Origin of the sequence: Photorhabdus cinerea, from assembly GCF_011189575.1 — a bacterium.
In the GTDB taxonomy this organism is placed as follows: domain Bacteria; phylum Pseudomonadota; class Gammaproteobacteria; order Enterobacterales; family Enterobacteriaceae; genus Photorhabdus; species Photorhabdus cinerea.
This window is the reverse complement of the sequence record NZ_PUJW01000017.1, coordinates 1-22,080: the sequence shown is the minus strand read 5'-3', so window position 1 is coordinate 22,080 and position 22,080 is coordinate 1. Positions and strand designations below refer to the sequence as shown.

General features: G+C 37.3%; 19 protein-coding genes and 5 pseudogenes. 16 read left to right on the top strand and 8 right to left on the bottom strand.

Going from position 1 to position 22,080, the window contains the following annotated elements; genetic code table 11:
* Nucleotides 1-9: 9 nt before the first annotated feature.
* The 4 genes and pseudogenes from cobD to cobO all read left to right on the top strand — a co-directional run bounded on the left by cobD (nt 10) and on the right by cobO (nt 3,232).
* Nucleotides 10-1,083, top strand: a complete 1,074-nt coding sequence (cobD, locus tag C5469_RS15960; protein ID WP_166308679.1) for a threonine-phosphate decarboxylase CobD — start codon at nt 10-12, stop codon at nt 1,081-1,083.
* On the top strand, nt 1,076-1,936 hold the full coding sequence (locus tag C5469_RS15955; RefSeq protein ID WP_166308676.1) for a GHMP family kinase ATP-binding protein: 861 nt from the start codon (nt 1,076-1,078) through the stop codon (nt 1,934-1,936). The genes cobD and C5469_RS15955 overlap by 8 nt, the downstream gene beginning before the upstream one ends.
* Before the next feature lie 20 nt (nt 1,937-1,956).
* Nucleotides 1,957-2,586 (top strand): annotated as a pseudogene (locus C5469_RS15950) (NAD(P)-dependent oxidoreductase); the annotation flags it as partial.
* 64 nt (nt 2,587-2,650) lie between these two features.
* Nucleotides 2,651-3,232, top strand: coding sequence for a cob(I)yrinic acid a,c-diamide adenosyltransferase (gene cobO, locus C5469_RS15945; protein ID WP_166308670.1), 582 nt, complete (start codon nt 2,651-2,653; stop codon nt 3,230-3,232).
* 63 nt (nt 3,233-3,295) lie between these two features.
* Here cobO and C5469_RS15940 read toward each other — a convergent pair whose 3' ends face one another.
* Both C5469_RS15940 and C5469_RS15935 read right to left on the bottom strand, forming a co-directional pair.
* Nucleotides 3,296-3,622 carry a helix-turn-helix domain-containing protein gene (locus C5469_RS15940; RefSeq protein ID WP_166308667.1) on the bottom strand — a complete coding sequence of 109 codons (327 nt, stop codon included), beginning with the start codon at nt 3,620-3,622 and terminating at the stop codon, nt 3,296-3,298.
* On the bottom strand, nt 3,615-4,001 hold the full coding sequence (locus tag C5469_RS15935; protein ID WP_166308663.1) for a type II toxin-antitoxin system RelE/ParE family toxin: 387 nt from the start codon (nt 3,999-4,001) through the stop codon (nt 3,615-3,617). The genes C5469_RS15940 and C5469_RS15935 overlap by 8 nt, the downstream gene beginning before the upstream one ends.
* 451 nt (nt 4,002-4,452) lie before the next feature.
* Between C5469_RS15935 and C5469_RS15930 the strand changes: the two genes are divergently transcribed.
* From C5469_RS15930 to C5469_RS15880, 12 genes and pseudogenes are all read left to right on the top strand, one after another.
* Nucleotides 4,453-4,773 (top strand): hypothetical protein, encoded by a 321-nt coding sequence (locus C5469_RS15930; RefSeq protein ID WP_242689493.1) that lies wholly within the window; start codon nt 4,453-4,455, stop codon nt 4,771-4,773.
* A gap of 688 nt (nt 4,774-5,461) precedes the next feature.
* On the top strand, nt 5,462-6,484 hold the full coding sequence (locus C5469_RS24075; RefSeq protein ID WP_278249768.1) for a hypothetical protein: 1,023 nt from the start codon (nt 5,462-5,464) through the stop codon (nt 6,482-6,484).
* A gap of 199 nt (nt 6,485-6,683) precedes the next feature.
* A pseudogene (locus tag C5469_RS24515) lies at nt 6,684-6,805 on the top strand (IS30 family transposase); the annotation flags it as partial.
* 508 nt (nt 6,806-7,313) lie between these two features.
* Nucleotides 7,314-7,499, top strand: a pseudogene (locus C5469_RS15920) (GNAT family N-acetyltransferase); the annotation flags it as partial.
* A gap of 780 nt (nt 7,500-8,279) precedes the next feature.
* Nucleotides 8,280-9,695 carry a tail fiber assembly protein gene (locus C5469_RS15915; protein ID WP_166308660.1) on the top strand — a complete coding sequence of 472 codons (1,416 nt, stop codon included), beginning with the start codon at nt 8,280-8,282 and terminating at the stop codon, nt 9,693-9,695.
* 281 nt (nt 9,696-9,976) lie between these two features.
* Nucleotides 9,977-11,074: a gp53-like domain-containing protein gene (locus C5469_RS15910; RefSeq protein WP_166308657.1), complete on the top strand. Its 1,098-nt coding sequence runs from the start codon at nt 9,977-9,979 to the stop codon at nt 11,072-11,074.
* A gap of 207 nt (nt 11,075-11,281) precedes the next feature.
* Nucleotides 11,282-12,052, top strand: a complete 771-nt coding sequence (locus C5469_RS15905) for a phage tail protein (RefSeq protein ID WP_166308654.1) — start codon at nt 11,282-11,284, stop codon at nt 12,050-12,052.
* A 404-nt stretch (nt 12,053-12,456) separates the two neighbouring features.
* Complete coding sequence (locus tag C5469_RS15900) at nt 12,457-13,044, top strand: gp53-like domain-containing protein (RefSeq protein ID WP_166308651.1); 588 nt, start codon at nt 12,457-12,459, stop codon at nt 13,042-13,044.
* Nucleotides 13,045-13,514: 470 nt separating this feature from the next.
* Nucleotides 13,515-14,396, top strand: coding sequence for a phage tail protein (locus C5469_RS15895; protein ID WP_166308648.1), 882 nt, complete (start codon nt 13,515-13,517; stop codon nt 14,394-14,396).
* A gap of 462 nt (nt 14,397-14,858) precedes the next feature.
* Complete coding sequence (locus C5469_RS15890) at nt 14,859-15,740, top strand: phage tail protein (protein ID WP_166308645.1); 882 nt, start codon at nt 14,859-14,861, stop codon at nt 15,738-15,740.
* Between the two features lie 999 nt (nt 15,741-16,739).
* Nucleotides 16,740-17,216 (top strand): annotated as a pseudogene (locus C5469_RS15885) (phage tail protein); the annotation flags it as partial.
* Entirely contained in the window at nt 17,216-17,812 is a 597-nt protein-coding gene (locus C5469_RS15880) for a tail fiber assembly protein (protein ID WP_166308639.1), read from the top strand. The pseudogene C5469_RS15885 and the gene C5469_RS15880, both read left to right, overlap by 1 nt.
* Nucleotides 17,813-18,108: 296 nt before the next feature.
* Here the strand turns inward: C5469_RS15880 and C5469_RS15875 are convergent, their stop codons facing one another.
* The 6 genes and pseudogenes from C5469_RS15875 to C5469_RS15850 form a co-directional block, all read right to left on the bottom strand.
* A complete protein-coding gene (locus C5469_RS15875; protein ID WP_166308636.1) occupies nt 18,109-19,284 on the bottom strand; it encodes a glycosyltransferase family 4 protein in 1,176 nt (391 codons plus the stop codon).
* Between the two features lie 591 nt (nt 19,285-19,875).
* The gene (locus C5469_RS15870) at nt 19,876-21,054 is read right to left on the bottom strand and encodes a site-specific integrase (protein ID WP_166308633.1); all 1,179 of its coding nucleotides are present in this window, start codon (nt 21,052-21,054) and stop codon (nt 19,876-19,878) included.
* Nucleotide 21,055: 1 nt separating this feature from the next.
* Nucleotides 21,056-21,274, bottom strand: a complete 219-nt coding sequence (locus C5469_RS15865; RefSeq protein ID WP_166308630.1) for a hypothetical protein — start codon at nt 21,272-21,274, stop codon at nt 21,056-21,058.
* A gap of 24 nt (nt 21,275-21,298) precedes the next feature.
* Complete coding sequence (locus C5469_RS15860; protein ID WP_166308627.1) at nt 21,299-21,517, bottom strand: hypothetical protein; 219 nt, start codon at nt 21,515-21,517, stop codon at nt 21,299-21,301.
* On the bottom strand, nt 21,514-21,753 hold the full coding sequence (locus C5469_RS15855; RefSeq protein ID WP_166308624.1) for a hypothetical protein: 240 nt from the start codon (nt 21,751-21,753) through the stop codon (nt 21,514-21,516). Before C5469_RS15855 ends, C5469_RS15860 begins: the two co-directional genes overlap by 4 nt.
* Nucleotides 21,740-21,913, bottom strand: a pseudogene (locus C5469_RS15850) (DNA N-6-adenine-methyltransferase); the annotation flags it as partial. The gene C5469_RS15855 and the pseudogene C5469_RS15850, both read right to left, overlap by 14 nt.
* Nucleotides 21,914-22,080: the final 167 nt, after the last annotated feature.

Here is a 22,080-nt window from a genome sequence, read left to right as displayed (position 1 = left end):
GGGTATTCGATGAGCGAACATGGCGGTAATGTGCTGGAAATGGCGCTGAAAATCGGTGTTACAGCGGAAGAAATTACGGATTTCAGCGCTAATATTAACCCGTTGGGCATGCCGGAATCCTTGAAAACGGCCATTATCGACCAGTTGCAGCGCGCAGAGCGTTATCCTGATACAAAATATCGCCGATTACATGCAGCGTTGGCACAGGTTCATCATTGCACTACCGAAAACCTGATAGCAGGTAATGGTGCTACCGAATTAATTTACGCTGTGGTGAATTATCTTAAGCCGCGCCGGGCCATGCTATTAATACCGGGATTTGCTGAATACCGGAGAGCCTTGCAGCGGGTTGATTGCCAGATTAATGATTATGTGATGAGTGAAGCAGATGGTTATCAACCTGATAAGCGTTTGCTGGTGGAATTGGAGAGCTGTCGCCCTGATTGTCTGTTTCTTGCTACACCCAATAATCCAACCAGTTTGATGCCAGATACTGCGTTATTGCAGGCGGTATTTGAACGTTGCCGTCAACATAATATTGCGCTGATTGTCGATGAGGCGTTTATCGATTTTCTCCCGGATGTCACCGGATTTATTCCTCAGATAGCTGATTTTCCCCGTCTCTATATTCTGCGTTCATTAACCAAGTTTTTTGCCATCCCGGGGCTACGCCTTGGTTATCTGGTTAGTAGTGATGTGGGGGGTATCCGAGAAATGAAGCATTGGCGGGAGCCATGGACAATTAATGCTTTTGCGGCATTGGCCGGTGAAATCATTCTCAATGATAAAGCTTACATTCAGGCAACACACTGTTGGCTGGCACAGCAGCAACGTTGGCTCTATCAAGCACTGGCCGCGTTACCGGAATTGTGCGTTTGGCCTCCCGCGGCTAATTACATTTTCCTGCGCTGTCTGCACCCGGAAATCGATCTTCAGCAAGCGTTGCTGAAACATCGAATACTTATCCGTCATTGCGCTAATTATCCGGGCTTGAGTGCTGCTCATTACCGGGTCGCTATAAAGAGTGAGCATGATAACCATCGTCTGGTATCGGCGTTACGTCAGGTATTGGGTTATGGCTGAAGCACGCTGTCCGGCATCGTGTGGTGAGCTGATCCAAGGATGGATTCTTGGTGGTGAGAAGTTGATCTCCTGTCCAGTGAATTGGTTCAGTGAGGTTTCTATTACAGATGGTGTACCGGAAAAACGTGAGCGCCCTCGTATGCGCCAAGTGATGAAAGCTGTACTGGCGTATTTTGACTTGCCGATGGAAATGGCACGAGGTTTACGTATCTCTTTGACTTCTACGATTCCAGTGGCAAAAGGGTTAGCAAGTAGTACCGCTGATATTGCCGCTACGGCTCTGGCGACAGCTCGTTATCTGGGTAAAACCCTTGATGAAACGACACTTGCTGGCTTTTGTGTCCAATTGGAGCCTACCGATAGTACGCTGTTCAGACAGCTTACTTTGTTCGATCATCAAACGGGCGCCACTCAAATTTCATGTCACTGGCAGCCACCTGTAGATATTCTGTTATTGGAAAGCCCGGAAACGTTGATCACTGCTGATTATCACCGTTTAGATCGCCATCCAACATTACTGGAGAATGCCGCGGTGCTAGAGTATGCTTGGAAACTATTCTGTAAGGCCGTTGCTACACGTGATTGCTGGCGATTGGGGGAAGCCACAACACTCAGCGCACAAGCTAGTCAAAAGCTGTTGGTAAAACCGGCATTTGATAGTTTGCTGGCACTGGTAGAACTGAGTGGTATTTACGGGCTGAATGTTGCTCATAGTGGCAGTGTTGTCGGGTTATTGTGTGATCGCCATCATCATGATGTTGAGTACTTGTGCTGGTGGTTAAAGCACCGGGACATCACCCGTTTTTATCCACGTCAGCATTTGTTGAGTATGATACCGGGTGGTGTGCGTTAACTGTAGAGGGAGGGAACATGTTGGATTATTTGCCGATATTTTGTCAAATCCGGGATAAAACTTGTCTGCTGGTTGGGGGAGGGCAGGTGGCCGAACGTAAGGCGCGTCTGTTATTAGAGGCTGGCGCCCATCTACTGGTTAACGCACGGGAATTCACCTCACAATTCCATATCTGGGATGCTGCTGGCCAGGTAACACTGATTTACGGTGAGTTTGAGCCTCGTTGGCTTGATCTTTGCTGGTTGGTTATTGCCGCAACCAATGATGCAGCCGTTAATCGTTATGTTAGTGATTGTGCGACGGAGCGCCGTATCTTTTGTAATGTGGTGGATGAACCACAGCAAGCCAGTTTTATCACACCGTCAGTCATTGATCGCTCGCCACTGGTGATTGCTATCTCCTCCGGTGGTAATGCACCGGTGCTGGTCAGGTTATTGCGTGAAAAACTGGAACGGCTGTTACCGATACATCTTGGGCGTTTGGCTGCTTACGGTGGGGCACTCCGTCAGCGGGTAAAACAGCATTTTGATAATTTGGCAGCCCGTCGTTACTTTTGGGAGCGGTTTTTTACTAGTGAACCATTAATGCAATCGTTGATCAGTCAAGATCGTCAACAAGTTGATCGTGTGGTAGAAACATTGCTCTCTGAATCATCTCCAGCCAATACAAACAAAACAGACAGTTGTTCTTTACTGATACATACTGGAGGCACAAATGAGTGAGGAGCGGTACAAACAGAGAAAACAGCGGCAAAAAGAGCGATTTATGGCACAGGTTGCAGCCGCTCAGGAAAATAGAGGGATTGTGATCGTCTATACCGGCAATGGCGAAGGAAGAACAACCGCTGCAATGGGGACGGTTACGCGAGCGTTGGGTCATGGATTAAAAGCTGGGGTTGTCCAGTTTATTGAGGGAGAATGGTCAGCCGGTGAGCGTGCTTTGTTGCAGCTGTATGGAGTTGAATTTCAGCTAATATCGGTGGACTTGTCTGGAGAGGCGAAAAATCGTACCAAGGATATTGCTGCTACTGGGGTTTGGCAACATGCGTTGCGTATGATGCATGATCCTACGTTATCATTAGTGGTGCTTGGTGAACTGACTTATATGATAAGTAATGGTTATTTATCACCTGATGAAGTTATCAAGGCATTAAACCAACGGCCAATCAATCAGACGGTGATCATTACCGGACGAGATTGCCATCTTGCATTAATTGAACTGGCCGATACTGTTAGTGAAATGCGATCCGTAAAATATGTTTTCACCGAGGTAGAAAGCTCAGGCAGGCTTTTATAAAACGGATAAGCCACTAAATTATGCCGATGTCTTATCCGCTCGTTCAGTAAATAAATCGGTAACTTACATGAGTATTTCAAGTCCTTTTTTCTCAATAATCATCAGAAGTTTCAATGCAGCACCTGTAGGATGTGTTTCATCTCTTTCCCATTTTTGGACACTATTTGCGGACATATTAATAGCGGTGGCTAAGGCTCCTTGGCTGATATTATAACATTCGCGAATTTTTTTTATGCGTTCTCCAGTCATCACATCGGATGAAGAGTGGTTTATGTTTTTATCTTCTTTAACCAATGCATTAATTTCTCGCATAGTTATATTTGATACTGTGCCAGATTTGTGAAAACGCTCTGCCATTTTCTGCATTTTGATAAGTCGGTTATCATTCATTACATGTTACCTCGATTAATAAACCAGACGATAAGTTATCTTTAAGATTCTTATCACTGATATTAAGAAAGTCTTTGGCTAATAGCTTATAAACTTTTAACAGTTTATCGGGAATTTCTTTTCCCGATTTTGCTACGTCTTTTTTTAGCCAGCCGTCAATAAAGATTATTTTATCATTATATCTGAATGCAACGATAGAACGTGCGCTACCACTTTTCCCTGTCCTTGCAAGGGCGATCCTTTTTTTGAATAGATTGCCACCAAGATTGGCATCGACTAGTCCGTTTATTACTTCTTTAGCGGATTGGCAAAGATCAGCACTAGTTAGTGAATTATCGTCCATGAAGGCTGCGAAATCATCGGTAGTAAAAATTCTCATTTCTGTGAGCCTGATTGGGTTTTATAATAATATTTACTATAGTAAATATTATTATATTATGCAACTCTTATTAACTCTTTTATTTCTTATCTAAAAGAAAATTGAGTTTTAGTGTTCTCAGGATATTTAAACGAGATTTGGATTGTTGTATGTTGCAAGGATAACGGTTATTAAACTATTATGAAAATCATTTTATTATCGTTATGTGTAATTTATTATTAAATTTATCATTAATTTAGGTTGATTATATAAAAATAAATTAATATTCAGGTAATTAATTTACTGGTTGTAATAAACTTTATCGAACATATATTCTATAAAGCTTGGTAATACATTAAATCAAATTCCATGTAATCCAATAATTTTAATTTATTTACAAGTTGGCATTTATATCTAATATTGTCGGCGGAATCAGCCCATTGCAATTGGTGCTGATTCCGTATCCAGAGGCTTGGCTTCTATCGCTTTAGGTGCAGATTCTATTGCTAATAAACCGAATGTTGTTTCTGTAGGAAAAACGGGCCACGAGCGTAAGATTATACATGTTGCCGCTGGGGATATTTCAAATCACAGTACTGAGGCAGTTAATGGTCAGCAATTATATGCTGAATCGACAAGAGTTGATATATTATTGGATGCAAAGAATAAAGAATTGGCAGAGAAGATTGAATCTCTGGAAAATGATATAGCCAATCTTACTCTATTGGTTCAGAATAGTGTGGATGATGTTGCATTATTGAAGAAACGACTTCTTGATGCATTGAATTATTAATACCAGTTATACCCAATAGATTTCAAATTGCAGCGCGGTGGCAAGTGAATGCATCCCCAGGAGCATAGATAACTATGTGACTAGGGTAAGTGAAAGCAGCTAACAAAGCAGCAACTTGAAAGATGAAGGATATAGTTGTTATTTCATATATTCTTGGCTATTGGGCTGAGAATATATGATAAATGATTTAGTGGCAGAGTTATTATTTGGCAATGAATTATGAGTTATATAGCTATGAATAACAGAATAATTGTCATACTCGGTTTTTCATACTAACTGCATTTACTTGGTGAAATTATATAAATAATTGTATTGAGAGTGATGAAAATATATGAAAATAACATGGTGTCGGTTAGTTTATATTAACTGGGTTGATAGTTAATTATATTTAATGAAGCTCTGTGATACATTAAATAGACCTCGTAATTTTAATTTATTTACAAATTGAATTTTTTGTATAATATCTTAACGATAAGTGGTTTTAATTTTGTCTCGCGTAAATAGTGGGGAGGTGTAATGATTTTATAAAATTTCGTTAAGTTTTTTTAGTATTTAATAATAACAAATGTGAAAGGAAATTATTATATATAATTTAGTTATTGGTGATGACAAATACTAAATTATATTGCTGGGGTTATTAATCCAGTAATAAGTCATAGCAAATTAATTTCTGAATTGAGAGGTATATATGTCTACAGAGAATATAAATATAACTGATCAAACAGTTGGTAAAGATTCAGTTATCCTTGGGAATGCAGAAGCACCAGCAATACATGCTATAGCAATTGGTGCTTCACCACTAGTTTCTAAGTCAATTAGTGAGGCCGCTATTGCTATTGGGCAAAATCAACTGGCGGGTAGGAAGGAGGATGAAAATAAAGTTGATAAAGTCATATGGCCAATTGCGATTGGTGCTGATTCTGTATCCAGCGGTTCAGCTTCTATCGCTCTAGGGCAAAAGGTTATTGCTAGCGCGGTTCAGGCAGTAGCAATTAGTCAAAACGCCTCTGCCACAGGAAATTCGAGTGTTGCATTGGGATCAGATTCTATATCCAGCGGTTCAGCTGCTGTTGCCTTGGGGGCAAAAGCGATTGCCAGGGGGAATCAGGCAATCGCGATTAGTCAAAACTCCTCAGCAACAGGAAGTGCGAGCGTTGCATTAGGAGAAGGCTCTGTATCCAGCGGCTCGTCTTCTATTGCTGTGGGGCAAAAGGTTAGTGTGAGTGCGTCTCAGGGAATTGTGATTGGTCAAAACTCCTCTGTAACAGGAAGTAGGAGCATTATATTAGGATCAGATTCTAAATCCGCATCTTCGTCTTCTATTGCCGTGGGGCAAAAGGTTAGTGTGAGTGCGTCTCAGGGAATTGCGATTGGTCAAAACGCCTCTGTAACAGCAAGTGGGAGCATTGCATTAGGTGCAAATTCTGTTGCCAGCAAATCGAACGTTGTTTCTGTAGGAAAACCGGGTAATCAACGTAAGATTGTAAATGTTGCTGCCGGGGATATTTCAAGGAACAGCACGGAGGCGGTGAATGGTCAGCAATTATATGCTGAATTGACAAGAATGAGGGCATTGGATATAAAAAATAAGCAACTGGAAATGAACATTAAAACGCTGGAGAGTACTATAGATAACCTTACCCGTTCTATTACTAATCTTACTCTGCTATGCCAGAAAAATGCGGATGAAGTTGCTTTGTTGAAGAAATGAATTCTTAACGCATTGGATTATTAATAACAAATGGATTCGACTAAACTAATATACCCAATGGATTTCAAGATGTATCGCGACGGCAAGGGAGCGAATCCCCGGGAGCATAGAGAACTATGTGACCGGGGTGAGTGAGTGCAGCCAACAAAGAGGCCACTTGAAAGATAACGGGTATATAAATACAAAATAAAGAGAGGTGATTAGTGGCAGTATTTCATCACTGCCAGTAAACCGATCAAATAGTCACCCTGAAAGACTTGGGATGACAAAATACCCAATGAATTATTTAAAGGAATACGAACCTGTTTACTCTCAACCTAATGATACTGCACTTAACTATGTGACTTAAGAGTGAAGGATTGCTGATGATTTTGTTTAAAGAAATTTATCAATGATTGTATTCAGCATTGTTACCATGGGATGATTTTTTAAGGGAGTTAGAGGATATTTTAGCAATATAAAAGCCAGCTCAGAAACTGGCTTTTCACGTATCGGTTAAAAAGAAGACTTACAGAAAGCGAGGCGTTGACAGGTAGATAACAACGCTATGAACACTTGATATGAAAGATGTAACAGATTTCATGATGAACTCTCTTTATAGGTAAAATGTGATTTGTTTCACGAAAATCTAAATTGTGGCTGCGATTTTAATCAGAAAAACTTCAGAGTCAAGCAGTTTTAAAAAATATTTTAATGTTTAAAATATTTTTGTGTCGCTTTAAGTAGCAGCAAACATGTATCTTTGGGAGATGGAATGCAGAAAACGGTGAATCACATGCAGCAAGGTAAAGGAACATCAATATGAAGTTAAGGATGTTTCTGTTTAGTTGTTTGTATTGATGGGAAAATTGTGGGTCAGGTTGGTATTGAAACATACCAAAACCTGTGGCGTCGCCATGTTGCGACTTTTGGTATGGCGGTACATGCTGATTATCAGGGACAGGGTATTGGTGGTGAATTAATAAAAGCTATGCTCGATATGTGTGATAGTTGGTTTACTTTAGACGCCATTTAATATGGTAAATGTAAAGCTAAAATCAGATTTATTTGTATGTTAACTAATGACAAAAATGACGGTTTAATGGTTTGTCAGAATGAGTAGGTATTTCATTGCCAACAGAAATATTTCCCTGACTCCTGATTATTTAATGGGGCCAAGGGACATTATCATGAAAATTATAGTAGCATAGGAAAAATAGAAAATGGAGAAGAATTATTTTTTATACGTTTTTTATACGTTGGGTTATTTATTACTGCTAATCATACAAAAATAGCTGACATTATAAGTTGGAATGAAAATTTATTTTTTTGAGCTAGATTTTTATTGATGTGAATTGCGATAAATCACCCTTACAATAATTTAATATGTTAATTATAAAATGATGTTATTTAATTTAAGGAGGATGGTGAGTTCCAAGAATAATTTTAAAGCTTTTTCTATTAGAAATGGGCTAATGTGGTGTGTCAATTATACCGCGGTTTTATTGATGCTGGAATTAAAATACTGAAATATCCGGTCTGGAATGTTAAATATAAAAATTATCAGTAAGTAATTCAAGGAAGGAAATAATTTAAGTATTGAATATAATCGGATTGGATATATTTCCGATTGAAATTTGTTATGTCGCTTCTTGCTGCTAATTATACAAAAATAATTATCCTTCTAAGTTAGAAGAACGTTTTATTATTATTTTTATGAATTAGACTATGGCTGTTCTAAATTATTAAGAATTGCCTTTAAACAATGATTTAATATATTTAATGTAAATCATTCTATTTAAGCTAAGGGGTGTGTATGAGTGCCAAGAATAATTTTAAGGCTTTTTCTATTAGTAATGATGCTAATGTAGTGAGTCAAGATAAATATGAGAAAGACCAGAGCTTGCAGACTGGGTTTCCACCAGATAATATTCCTATTAATCTGTTAAACAAAGTATTACGTCAATCATCAACAATATCATCTGTAATAGCTAATTTTATCGCAACACAATCTGGCGATAATGTTCTGGATGATGGTGATATAGCGAAAATTACCGAGCAATTAAATAAAGCTTTAAAACAAAAAATCGCAACAGAAGTTCCCAATGCTTCATTAACACAAAAAGGTGTTGTTCAGCTTACGGATGTGGTAGGTAATAGTGGTACATTAGCTGTTACGCAAAAGTTGGTTCAGGAAATAGTAAATTCATTGCTTGAAAATATTAATGCCAAAATACCCAATACTCGAAAAATTAATGGGAAAGCACTGTCTGAGGATATCACCATTACTTCCCAGGATATTTTGGGTGGGCAGGCGATTAGTTTAGGTGATAAGGCGGACTTGAGTAGCTATAAAACACCAGGAATTTATCACCAAGAATATGATGCTCATGCCAAAAATGGCCTTAATTACCCTGAACCGCTCGCGGGTTCTCTTGTTGTGTTGAAAGCGGCTGGGATCGTTCAACGTTATTTTGTTTATAACAGCAGTCGGGTATATACACGTAGCCAATTTCATGATAATCCATGGACTCCTTGGACTAGAGAATATAACACTCTGAATAAACCTTCGGCAGAGGATATTGGCTCATATACAAAAATAGACTCTGATTCTCGATATATTGCCGGAATCCGCAAGGTAAATGGAAAATCTTTATCCACAGATGTCACAATTACTTCTCAGGATATTTTGGGTGGGCAGGCGATTGGTTTAGGTGATAATGTAAATTTGGATTACTGCAAAACACCAGGGATTTATTATCAGGAGTATAATGCTCATGCCAAAAATGGCGTCAATTATCCTGAACCACTTGCCGGTTCGCTTATTGTGTTGAAAGCGGCTGGGGTTATTCAACGTTATTTTGTTTATAACAGCAGTCGGGTATATACACGTAGTCAATTTCATGACAATCCATGGACACCCTGGGCTAAAGAATATAACTCGTTGAATAAACCTTCTGATAAGGTTGTTGGTGAGGATACGGAAGTAGAATCTGATAATACTTATGTTCCGACTAAAGAGGAATTAATACAGCAAGCAGAACATGAGAAATTTCAGTCACTGGCTAAAGTTAATAATATTGTCGGGCCACTACAAGACGCTGTTGATTTAGGTATTGCTACCGAAGAAGAAAGAATAGACCTGTTGGCATGGAAGCAATATAGGGTGACGTTGAACAAAGTTGATGTTTCATTGGCCCCTGATGTTGAATGGCCGGAACAGCCGAAATAATGAAAATAGGATACTAAAAGAGATTCAATCTATAATCTGAAATAGAAAAATTATAGTAAGAAATGAAAGAGGGGGGGTAATAACTTTCTAATATTAAATTACCTATTGTAACCAATTATACAAAAGTGGTTAATATTCTAAGTCATAAGAGTATTTAATTATTGTTTTTTGAATTAGACGTCTGTTCAAGACGTCTAATTGACACGAATGGGGATAAATCATTCGTATAATAATTTAATATATTATTTATGAAATAACATTATGTAATTTAAGGATGGTATATGAGTGGTAAGAATGATTTTAAAGCTTTTTCTATTGGTGATAATGCAAATGTAGTGAGTCAAGAGAGATATGAAGTAAGTCCGGATTTACAAATTGGTTTTCCTCCCAATGATGTTCCGATTCATTTATTAAATAAGGTATTGCGTCAATCGTCAACCATATCAGCTGTTGTGGCTAATTTTATCGCGACACAATCTGGTGATGATATTTTGGATGATGGTGATATCGCTAAGCTTACCGAACAATTAAATAAGGCATTAGAGCAAAAAGTTAAAACAGACATTCCCAATGCTTCGTTAACACAAAAAGGCGTTGTTCAACTAACAAATCAGGTTGGTAATAGTGATACATTGGCGGTTACGCAAAAGTTGGCCCAAGAAATAGTAAATTCATTGCGTGAAAATATCACTAGTAAAGTTCCTAATAGTCGGAAAGTAAATGGAAAAACATTATCTGGAGATATTGATATTACCTCTCAAGATATCTTTGGCGGGTTGGCAATTAATTTAGGTGATAGGGCGAATTTGGATAGCCACAAAACTCCGGGTATTTATTATCAAGAATACAATGCTTATGCTGAAAATGGCCTTAATTACCCTGAGCCGCTGGCGGGATCGCTTATTGTTCTCAAAGCGGCTGGAATCATTCAACGTTATTTTGTTTATAACAGCAGTCGGATATATACACGCAGCCAATATGCCAATGGGGCATGGACACCTTGGGCTAGAGAATATAATACTCTGAATAAACCTACTGCCGCAGATATTGGCGTGTATACAAAAGCTGAAGTAGATAGCCGAGTTAATGTTAAAGTTAATATGAATACAGCTGGTAAGGATGTTAATGGTTGGTGGAAGTGTGGGGATACAGGGGTGATTTATCAGTGGGGGACTGTGAACTGGACAGGATATGATACACCCGTTAATTTTCCTATTCGGTTTCCTAATGTTTGTGTAAATGTTTTATTAACATTGAGTCATAAATCTGAAATAAAATCATCATATAATATTGTTGCGAACAAATTGTCTGTAACAGGATTTAATTATTGGGCATACTCGACTGAAATCTCTGCGTTTTGGTTTGCAATAGGATATTGATATATCTTTACAGTATAAGAGTTAATGATTTTTATTTTTAAATTGACTCCAGAAACTTAGGGGTTTTAGATTAAAGTTTAAGTTCTTTACTCAACGGAACTCGGACCTTTGAATTTGTTTTTAGTCCGATGGTGATTGTCATAGCTAATGTATTCGTCTAATGTTATTTTTATATGGAATAATATTATTTAATTTAAGGAGATGCATATGAGTGTTAAAAATGATTTTAAAGCTTTTTCTATTCAGAGTGGTGCTAATGTAGTGAGCCAAAATTTATATGAAAGTAGTCCAGAATTGCAGACTGGATTAGCACCAAATAGTACTATTCATGTTCATTTATTAAATAAGACATTGCGTCAATCGTCGACAATAACATCGGTTTTAGCTGATTTTATTGCGGAACAATCTGGTGAGGATGTTTTAGATGATGGTAATGTAGCGAAACTTACTGCACAATTAAAAAAGGCTTTAGAACAAGTTAGTGCTAAACGTCCAGGTGATATCTATTTATCTGCACATCCAGCATCAGATTTAGCTAAAGGAGAATATATTGCGAATGGTGCTGCTTATGCGATTGATTCAACTGTTGGTCGGGCATTGAATAATTTATCCGATGCATATAAGGCAGCATGGGGAATCAAGTTGCATGATAGTAAAATTAACCTCCCTAATCTATTTGTTGATGGACGAGGAGTATTTATGCGTGCTGGTTTACGGCCTGGTGTGATACAGAGAGATGCGATTAGAAATATCTTGGGTGAGCTAGGATGGTGGGCGACTGGACTCTTTTCTCGTGTCAGCGGAGCATTTTATGGTGTTAAGGCAAGTAATAATTCAAGTGCTAATCATAAGAATATACCTGATCAATATTCAATATTCTCACATGCCACTTTTGATGCATCAAAGGTAGTACCAACGGCAAACGAAAACCGCCCATTAAATGTCAGTATGATACCTGTAATTTATTTAGGTGTATAAGATAAGGATAAATTATTATTTTGAGAGTATTGGGCTAGCACCTATTTATTGGCTTGCCTGATGCTAAGTCAGGTAATAATCTCTCGGTGAATATCCTAAGAATATAGCCAGAGTTTAAATAAGTATTTTGGCTATATATGAATAATATGGAAAGTGATAAGGGAAAATCGCTGTTAATAGCCTTGAGGAAATATAGAGTATTACTGAATTTTTCGATTACAATATGTCGGATTTTTTATTATTGATAATTATATAAAAATAGTTGCAAATTTTAGTTATAAAAATATTTAATTATCATTTTTCTGAACTAGACTATGACCAGTGTGAATTATTATGGGTTATTTGCACGATAATTCAATGTGCTTTTTGTTAATAAGTAAAATTATTTAAATTGAGGATTGTATATGAGTGTAAAGAATGATTTTAAAGCTTTTTCTATTCAGAGTGGTGCTAATGTTGTGAGTCAAAGTTTATATGAAATTAGTCCAGAATTGCAGACTGGATTAGCGCCAAATAATCCTATTGATATTCATTTGTTAAATAAGACATTGCGTCAAGCGTCAACCATATCATCTGCTGTAGCTGATTTTATAGCGACAGAATCGGGCAGTGATGTTTTGGATGATGGTAATGTAACCAAAATCACCGCACAATTAAAAAACGTGTTAGAACAAAAAATTGCAAAGTGTTGTAATCTTAATGTAAATACGGCTAACAAGGTTGCGAATGGTTGGTGGAAGTGTGGTGATACTGGGATAATTATTCAGTGGGGGCAGGCAAACGGCTCTCTGAATATAAATGATTACAGAAATTTCACAATTCCATTTCCTAATGCTTGTTTCCAGATTGTGGCAACATATGCTGATTTTTATAATTTTGGATCTGGGGTTGCTGCTGTACCTATTTCTGCAAGTCAATTTATTGTGACGTGCAGGAATTCTGCAAACGCATTAACAAATAGTGCTGTGAGATATTTTGCGATAGGATATTAATTACCATAGTGTGGAAATAGATGTATTCTGCCCCATAGAATGGGAATAAAATCATGTTGCTTTTGATTCATTGTCTGATGATATTATAGAAATGAGCGAATGGTCTTTGCCAATAATATGCTATTAATAATGAGCCATAAGGAAAGTATTGCCAGTAGATAGCACTATTACAAGATGCGGTTGAATAAAGTTGATATTTCATGGGTTTCTGATGTTGGACAGCCTAAATAATGAAAATGGCCTGAATGAACGGGCCATTTATATACTGCTTTTGTTGATGGTGGAGTTTGTATATTGAATTTTTTATTGCAATTGATTATATGAAAATAGTTAATATTCTAAATTATAAAAATATTTAATTGTTATTTTTATAAGCCAAAATTTTGTTCGAAGTGAATTGAAATAAATCATCGTTGTAATAATTTAATATGTTGATTATAAGTCAATATTATATAATTTAAGGAATGTATATGAGTATTAAGAATGATTTTAAAGCTTTTTCTACTAGTAATAATGCTAATGTAGTGAGTCAGAATAGATATGAAGAAAGTCAGGACTTGCTGACTGGGTTCCCTCCAAATGATGTTCCCACTCATTTGTTAAATAAGGTGTTGCGCCAATCGTCAGCCATAGCGTCTGTGGTAGCTAATTTTATCGCGACACAAACTGGTGATGATGTTTTGGATGATGGTGATATAGCTAAGTTAACCACCCAATTAAATAGGGCACTAATAACAGAAGTTCCAGATGCCTCATTAACACAAAAAGGCGTTGTTCAGCTAACAGATGTGCTTGGTAATAGTGATATATTGGCTGTCACACAAAAACTTTTTCAAAAAACGGTCGATTCATTGCGTGAAGAAATTAATATACCTGTGGGTTCTCCTATTCCTTGGCCTACAACTATACCGCCAGCCGGGTGGTTACAATGTAACGGAGCCGAGTTTGATAAAGCTGCTTACCCACAATTAGCGGCAGCATATCCCACAGGAAAATTACCTGATCTACGTGGGGAATTTATTCGTGGCTGGGGTGGGGAACGTGGTGTGGATAATGGTCGTGAGATTTTATCGTTGCAGGGGGACGCCATTAGAAATATCACGGCATTCGTACAAGGACGCACGGATAGCGCCAATGGGAGAATATTTTCAGGTAATAGTGATTTGTCTGGAGCATTTTCAACATCAGGCGAATACGGAGATTACGCCGTAGTGTCTAAACGGTCACTGAGTGGAGCAGGTGCACGTGATCGACTTGCAGCATTATCGTTTGATGCATCTCGCGTTGTGCCGACTGCAAATGAAAATCGCCCCCGCAATATCGCATTTAATTACATAGTAAGAGCGGCATAATGACAGAATAGAAATATTCTTTAAACCCGAAGTAAAGCAAAAACCGGGTTAACTAGCTTATAAAAAACCAACCATAATCGGTTGGTTTTTCTAACTGAATTGTTGGCGTTGAAGCATGAATAACTAAAGTAGGAGAATAGTTAGTCCGATTTATTTTCCTTATCTCATTTCTTAATTTTGGCGGTTCATATGTAAATTTCTCATAAATAGAGAGGAAGAATAAAGGGAAAATAGTTTCAAGATATTAAATATGTATTTATGAATATATTTTCTATTCCAAAATATTGAATTTTCTATTGCTGATAATTATACAAAAATAGTTAGCATTATAAGCAATAAGAACACTGCATTATTATTTTTCTGAACTATACTCTGATTGGCATGAGTTGCAGGTAGGATTATTTTTACAATAATTCGGATACATTTATTATGAAGTGGAATTATTTAATTTAAGGAAAGTATATGAATCCCCAAAATGACTTTAAAGCTTTTGCTATTAGTGATAATGCGAATATAGTAAGTCAAGAAGAATATGAAGAAGATCAAAGTTTACAGACTGGATTTACATCAGAGAATATTTCTACTTATGTATTAAATAAGGTATTACGCCAATCGTCAACAATATCGTCAGTTGTAGCTGATTTTATCGCAACACGATCGGGTAATGATGTTCTTGATGATGGGAATATAGCCAAAATTACAGCTCAATTAAATAAAGCGTTAGAACAAAAAATTGCAGCAGACATTCCCAGTGCTTCATTAACACAAAAAGGTATTGTCCAGCTTACAGATGCGATTGGCAATAGTGACACATTGGCAGTGACACAAAAGCTTGTTCAAGAAATAGTAAATTCATTACGTGAATATACTCTCGAAGAGATAGATAATCGGATTAAAACAGTCAGTGAAGTTCCTGTCGGTTCTCCTATTCCGTGGCCATTGCCTTATCCGCCTAAAGATCATCTCGTTTGTAACGGGGCATTTTTCAATAAATTGCAGTACCCAAAGTTAGCAGAAGCCTATCCTGACGGTAAATTGCCTGATCTAAGGGGAGAATTTATTCGAGGCTGGGACAGTGGTCGAAATGTGGACCCATTTCGTCCAATATTGTCATGGCAGGAGGGGGCTTATTTAGTACAGAATGTTGATCGAGCTAATAATTTTATTATTGCCTTCTCACGCAATGAGCTCTCAAAATTGCAGTGGGATATTCCCCAAAATAAAAATATTTCGGTAAAAGCCGTGCATTATGGAACTCAGACAGACTGGTCAGCAGGTTATAATTTTATAGGGGTGTCAAGACCACGAAATATCGCATTTAATTATATAGTGAGGGCAGCATAATAGATGAAAGAAATACTCTTTAGAACATGAAACCGCTGTGTTGGGATGGAAGAAATATCGGGTATTACTCATTCGTGTAGATATTTTATAAGCGCTTGATGTTGAATAGCCGGAGCAACCGAAGTGAGGGCGGTAATAATTAGATAACTTTATATTTTTTAGGTAAGAAAAAATGGTTTTTCAGTAGCTATAAATGCCAGATTTGAAGTTGGGGTTTTACTAGAGTTAAATTTCACCCACAAAAAACCAACCCTAACAGGTTGGTTTTTATAGAAAAATTTTGTCGGGATGATGGGGTTTTAACCCATGATCCGACATTCCATTACAATAGCATTATTTGGTCCAAACCTCTCTACACGTGGGTTTCGACTGTGAAATACTATCGCTTAGATGTTCGTGTCTAAATGCTGGAAGATCCATCCTGAAATTTAAAACAGAAGAAGTTACAGGAAGAGAAGGAAGGAATAAGAGAAAATAGTTTCCAGATTTTAAATATAAATTTGAAATATATTTTAGATTAAAAAATATTAAGCCACTTATTACTGAAAATTATATAAGAACGGTTAACTTATAATAAATAGGAATGCCGCATTATTGTTTTTATGAACTAGACTTGGATTTGTGTGAATTGTAGAGGGAGTGTTTTTACAATAATTTAATATATTATTACATAAGAAGATTATTTAATTTAAAAGGGATATATGAGTAATAAAAATGATTTTAATGCCTTATCTATTAGTGATAATGCTAAAGTGAAACATTGGAGGTTATACAAGAGCTTGTTCATAAAATAATAGATTCATTACGTGAAGAAATTAATATATCTGTGGGTTTTCCTATTTCGTGGTCATTGCCTTATCTTTCGGTAAAAGCTGTATATTATCCAACTGGGACAGAATGGTCAGCGGATTATAATTTTATAGGGGTATCAAGACCACGAAACATAGTATCTAACTATATTGTAAGGGCAGCATAATGAGCATATCTTTACTTGAAGAGATTCCGGTAGGAATACCTCTTCCCTGGCCGACTGACATACCACCAAATGGGTGGGTGAAATGTAATGGAGCGATCTTTGATAAATTTTTATATCCAAAATTAGCGGTAGCATATCCAACTGGTGTATTACCCGATTTGCGGGGTGAGTTTATTCGTGGCTGGGATGATGGGCGTGGGGTGGACGTTAATCGATATCTACTTTCCAATCAACTGGCAGATATCGCTCCACATAGTCATAGGATTGTCCGGATGTGGTCCAACTCAAATGCTGGAGCTGAGGGTTTAGGTACACCAAGCCGTATTCTCAATAGTGTTTACCAAGGAGTTAACTACGGAATTGATTCTCGCGGATTAGGCATTGCTATCGGAATAGGATCTGGTGGCTTCGGTTATATGGATAATGCGGTTGCTGCTTCAACAGGAATAGAAACACGTCCGCGAAACGTAGCATTTAATTATATTGTGAGGATTGCTTGATGAATAAGGCTGTATTGGATAAAAATAGTATTGCTATTAGTACCGGAAGCATCATTGTGTTTAATTACGATGCGATTACGTTGGAGTATTTAAACAGTACTAATGAGTATCTTACTGTTGGTATTGGTCTTCCTGCTAATTCTTGCATAGATGCACCACCTGATATTAAAGAGGGATACGTTGCTTGCCGTTCACCTGATTTAACCAGTTGGCTGATTGTACCAGATTACCGTGGAAAAACAGCTTACAACAAGCAGACACGTTTGCTGCAGGAAATTACTGAAATCGGGGAACTACCGGAAATTCTGACATTCAAAAAGCCTGATACCGATTACGACAAGTGGGACGGTAAAGAGTGGGTAATTGATAAAGACATTTTGAAGGCAAGTCAGATTGAAGAAGTAAAGCAGCAACAGGTAATACTGTTACGACAGGCGAATGAAACACTCTCGTTACTGCAAGATGCCGTTGACCTGGAAATGGCGACAGATGAAGAGGAAGCAGCGTTACTTGAATGGAAGAAGTATCGGGTAATGTTGAGTCGTGTTGATGTCAACCAAGCTCCCAGCATCGAATGGCCGGAGCAGCCGAAGTAAGTAAATAGAAGCCGGTTAGTCCGGCTTCATTATAATTGATTATATATTTTTATGTTTTTGTGTGAGAAGACGACTTTGCTAATGGTGGTAAATGCCAAATATGCGGTTGGGTTTTGCCCCAGGCAAATCCTGGCCATAAAAAAACCAACCATAATTGGTTGGTTTTTCTAGGGAAATTTGGTCGGTATGAGAGGATTTTGATATCTGGGAATAAATCACATCTTCTATAAATAAAAGCGGTCATTGTTGACCGCTTTTTGTGTCTTAAAAGAGTTAAAAGATGATGACTAATACAATTAAGCGCTCCCCTTCGAATTTGAATTCGCTACTTCATCTTTTATGATCTGGTGAATTTTAGAAACAAAATCATCATTACCATGATAACTTTTAATATAAGCAACAGCCTGCTTGGCAAGACTCTCTCTTTTCATGTCATTTTGCATTAATTCATAAATTGCAGACACAAATAAATCTACTTTATCAAAACCATCTCCTAAAACATTATCCACATGAATTCCAAATTTAGATGTTAAATCATCTGGATTACGGTTACTAACAAGTAAAGTGCCGAATGATAATGCTTCAAGAAAAGAAACGGGTAAAGCCTCATGAATTGAAGTGTTAACTAAAATTTTTGCATCACTTAAAATTGCATTCTTCTGCTCACCTTCAATATGACCAGTAAAATGTAAGTTCTCAATGTTTATATAACCTGCTATTATTTCATGATTTTTATCGTCGTCCCTATATATTTTCCCTAAAACGTAAAAATCATATTCAGGCATTTTTTTTGCGATCTCACAGAATAACCAACCACGTTTTACAGACGCAATTCGTCCTAAGAAGATAATTATATCCTTTTTTTGGTGTGTGGTTACGTCGAATGTTTCGTCAATATCAATAGGGTTTGGAACATACTCAATTTTAACATTCGGATCTAATTTATATAAATCTTTGGCTTTATCATTCAGGCAATACGCTTGTGATATGAATTTCACTCTGCCTTTCTGGTACCAATCATGAACTAGATCATAAATCTTTTGGTCATAATATGATGTTTCAGGAAAGAGTTTTACAGTAAAAATCTCATCCCATTCATACATTGGACGGGGATCTTGAATCCATAATATTAGTTTTTTATCTTTATTGGGTTCATTTTCTATAACATGGCTATAGGTTAGCTCAACACTAAAGTAAATATCGTAGTTTTTGTTTTTTAACCACTGGCGTGCAAACCATTTTCTACGTGGTAGTCGATAAAGAGGAACATTGTCTACAGTATATTTTTCTGCAAAAAAATGGCTTTTACCCTTACCTAATAGTACTTCGAATTCAAACTCCTTGTTTGGTAAGTATTTTGCAATATAATGGCGTGCTAAATAACCATATCCTCCGAACCGAGTATCCGCAGCGCCAAAGAATTCGTCAACAATCAATCCTACTTTAATTTTACTTTTGCTACTCATACTCATTAAAAATTCCTCTATAATTTTTTACTTATCCTGGTAAGATATAGCGCCTTCCAAAATAACTTACAACAATAAGTATACCATTCGATCTCATGTATGCCGCCCAAAATGAAGCCTCTTTCTACCTCTCGCTCCCATTAATGGAATCAACAAATCCTTTCTACTTCAAGTTGATGTAAAGTGAGGGTTGTATTTAAGAAGAAAGAAAATTAAGAGAATGAAGATAAAGAAATCTATTATTCTAGTGGATTTCAAATAGAAATTATTGAGAAGATCAGCAAGAAAAAAGAAGCTTCACACCTCTCTGGCCAACAATAAAACCTATCCCAAAGTTAACGCGTTTTTACCATTTTTCCCTCAGCAAATTTCACCCATAAAAAAACCAACCGCAATTGGTTGGTTTTTCTAGGGAAATTTGGTCGGCATGAGAGGATTTGAACCTCCGACCCCCGACACCCCATGACGACAGCATTATCTAGCTCTAAGCCTTGTATGATGCGGGTTTTGAGGGTTTTTACTGTGAATACAAACAGTACAGAATCTTCAAAATCTGCATTATATGCATCAATAAGTTAAGTTGAGTTTTTCCACTTATCAGACAGCTATTTCTGCGTGCGGAACCTCAACCCAATCGACATGATTTTCAGTATAAATTTTTGTGGATTTAGCATCGGTGTGTGCCATCCTGGCTTGTGGATCTATTCCTTGTGTTTTAAATATGTGAGCAGCCAACGCCCGAATTTCGTGAAATGTTGGTCTTTCATCAAATGGGAGACATGACGCTACGCCGACTTTATCCCTCAAAGATGAAAATGACCTACTTAAATAATCGGGAGCAATTTGAGTGGGGTGATTAACTTCCTGGCTGATTTTATTTGGCAAGCGATCCGGCACTCGATGAACAACATATGGGCTTGCGATATTATCCCGGCTAGCATCAATGATAGCTTTTATCGTTGAGCCAATTGGGATAGCAATATGTGATGCTTCTTTATGCTGGACTTTTTGCCTGTGAATATAAAGCATACCATGAATGCCGTTTTTTGGTTCTGGATACCATACACAGCCGCAGACACCTTCCTTTGGTGATTTGATGTTGTATCTGATACGGGAAACTTCTAGCCGCGCCTGAGTCGTTTGTAGTGCCAGATCCATTGCCGTTCTTAGCCAAGGTTCTGCTGCATTACGTATAAGCATAAAATCATCAAATGAAAGTCTGCGGCGTTTCTTTTTATCAGTACGTTTCATTTTCTTACGCTCAGCTGGGTTGTCGAGCATTAATGATTCATCCATTGCGTAACTGAATACTTTTTTTAAGAAAGAGACCTTCCTATTTTGAACGTTTGCTGACGCATCGTTATGATACTGTTTGATATAATTATTAACGTGTTCCAGTGATATTTCTGACGCTGGTATATCAGTAAAAAACGTCTTCATTCGTTCTATATCATTTCGCCAGTCCGCGAGAGTGCTGTCAGATGGATTTTCATCTTTAATAATACGGGAAAAAAGATTATCAACATGATGACAAAAGGGAAGAGATTCTCCGTATTTTCCACCAGACTCTTTAACTAGTGAACTGACAGATACAGATGATTCTGGCCTCATTATATTGTTATATTCTCTTGCTATGGCAATAGCAACAGCCTTGTCGCTACCTATGTTTTTCTTTTTACCATTTGTTAAAATGAAACGATATTGACCTTTATTTCTATCAAAATATAAGTAATCAGGCAAATGCCTGAATTCCTTCTTCCTTGGTCTGCTTGCCATTTTATGAATCCCTGATTAATTGACTAACGCAAGAAGAAATAGAAGACTCAACCCCCCATCTTTCTGATGAATTAACCCACACTGAACCATCAATAATTTTTCCTTTTAATCTTCCTATTTCTATCCAATGTTTAATGGTTCTATTGTCTGGAACAGAGCCTTTTTCAAATTCTCTGCTTCCCCATGAGCTGGCTTTCATTAATTTTCCTGACATGGACATAATTTAACTCCATATAATAACGTATTATTTTTCTTTCCTTATATCCCGAACATACTGAGAAAGCCACCCCTTCGGACTGGCTTTTTTCTTCTGATGCTCATTCATAATTAATTTGAATTGCTGCGTATATTTATCGAGTATTGCTGTTGCTGCTTTATCGTCGTATTTCTCAAGAGCTGTCAGTTCGCTTAAGCATTCCCTTGCTATTGCCCGTCGTCCATTTTCTAGAACTTGTTCGTTCATAGTTCGATGAGGGTTTCTTTCCAGTCCATATCTTCTAAATCAACAATGGCTACAATTTCATATTGAGATCGTGGTGATTTAGAGTTCCAGTCTCCTTTTAATTGAGATGGCTTTTTGTTCCATGCCAATACAAATCCCTTGTTTTCTGTGACTATAAATTTAGTCCAATGCGGAACTAATAATTCAATGCCAAAGTATTCAACTTCGATTGGTCTTATTAAGCTAATTAATTTCATGTGATTTTATTTCCTTTAATATGTTAGAGCCAATTGATATTAGTTCATCTCTATCAACTGTTGTGAATATACAGCGTGGTTTGATAAATGGACGCCAGATTAATAACAAACTCCCTTTGTTATTTCCGTTCACTGGCTTTCCGTTGTCAGCATTAATAAATTAACCCTATTTTATTTTCAATGAAATTTCTGTTGCAAACTGATTTATTTTATCACTCATATCTTGCAGTGATTTAATGTCATCACGACGAATCTCTAATAAAATTAACTTCTTAATTAATTGCTCCAATCTGGGATAATAGCCGATTGTTTGTAACCGCTCTTGAC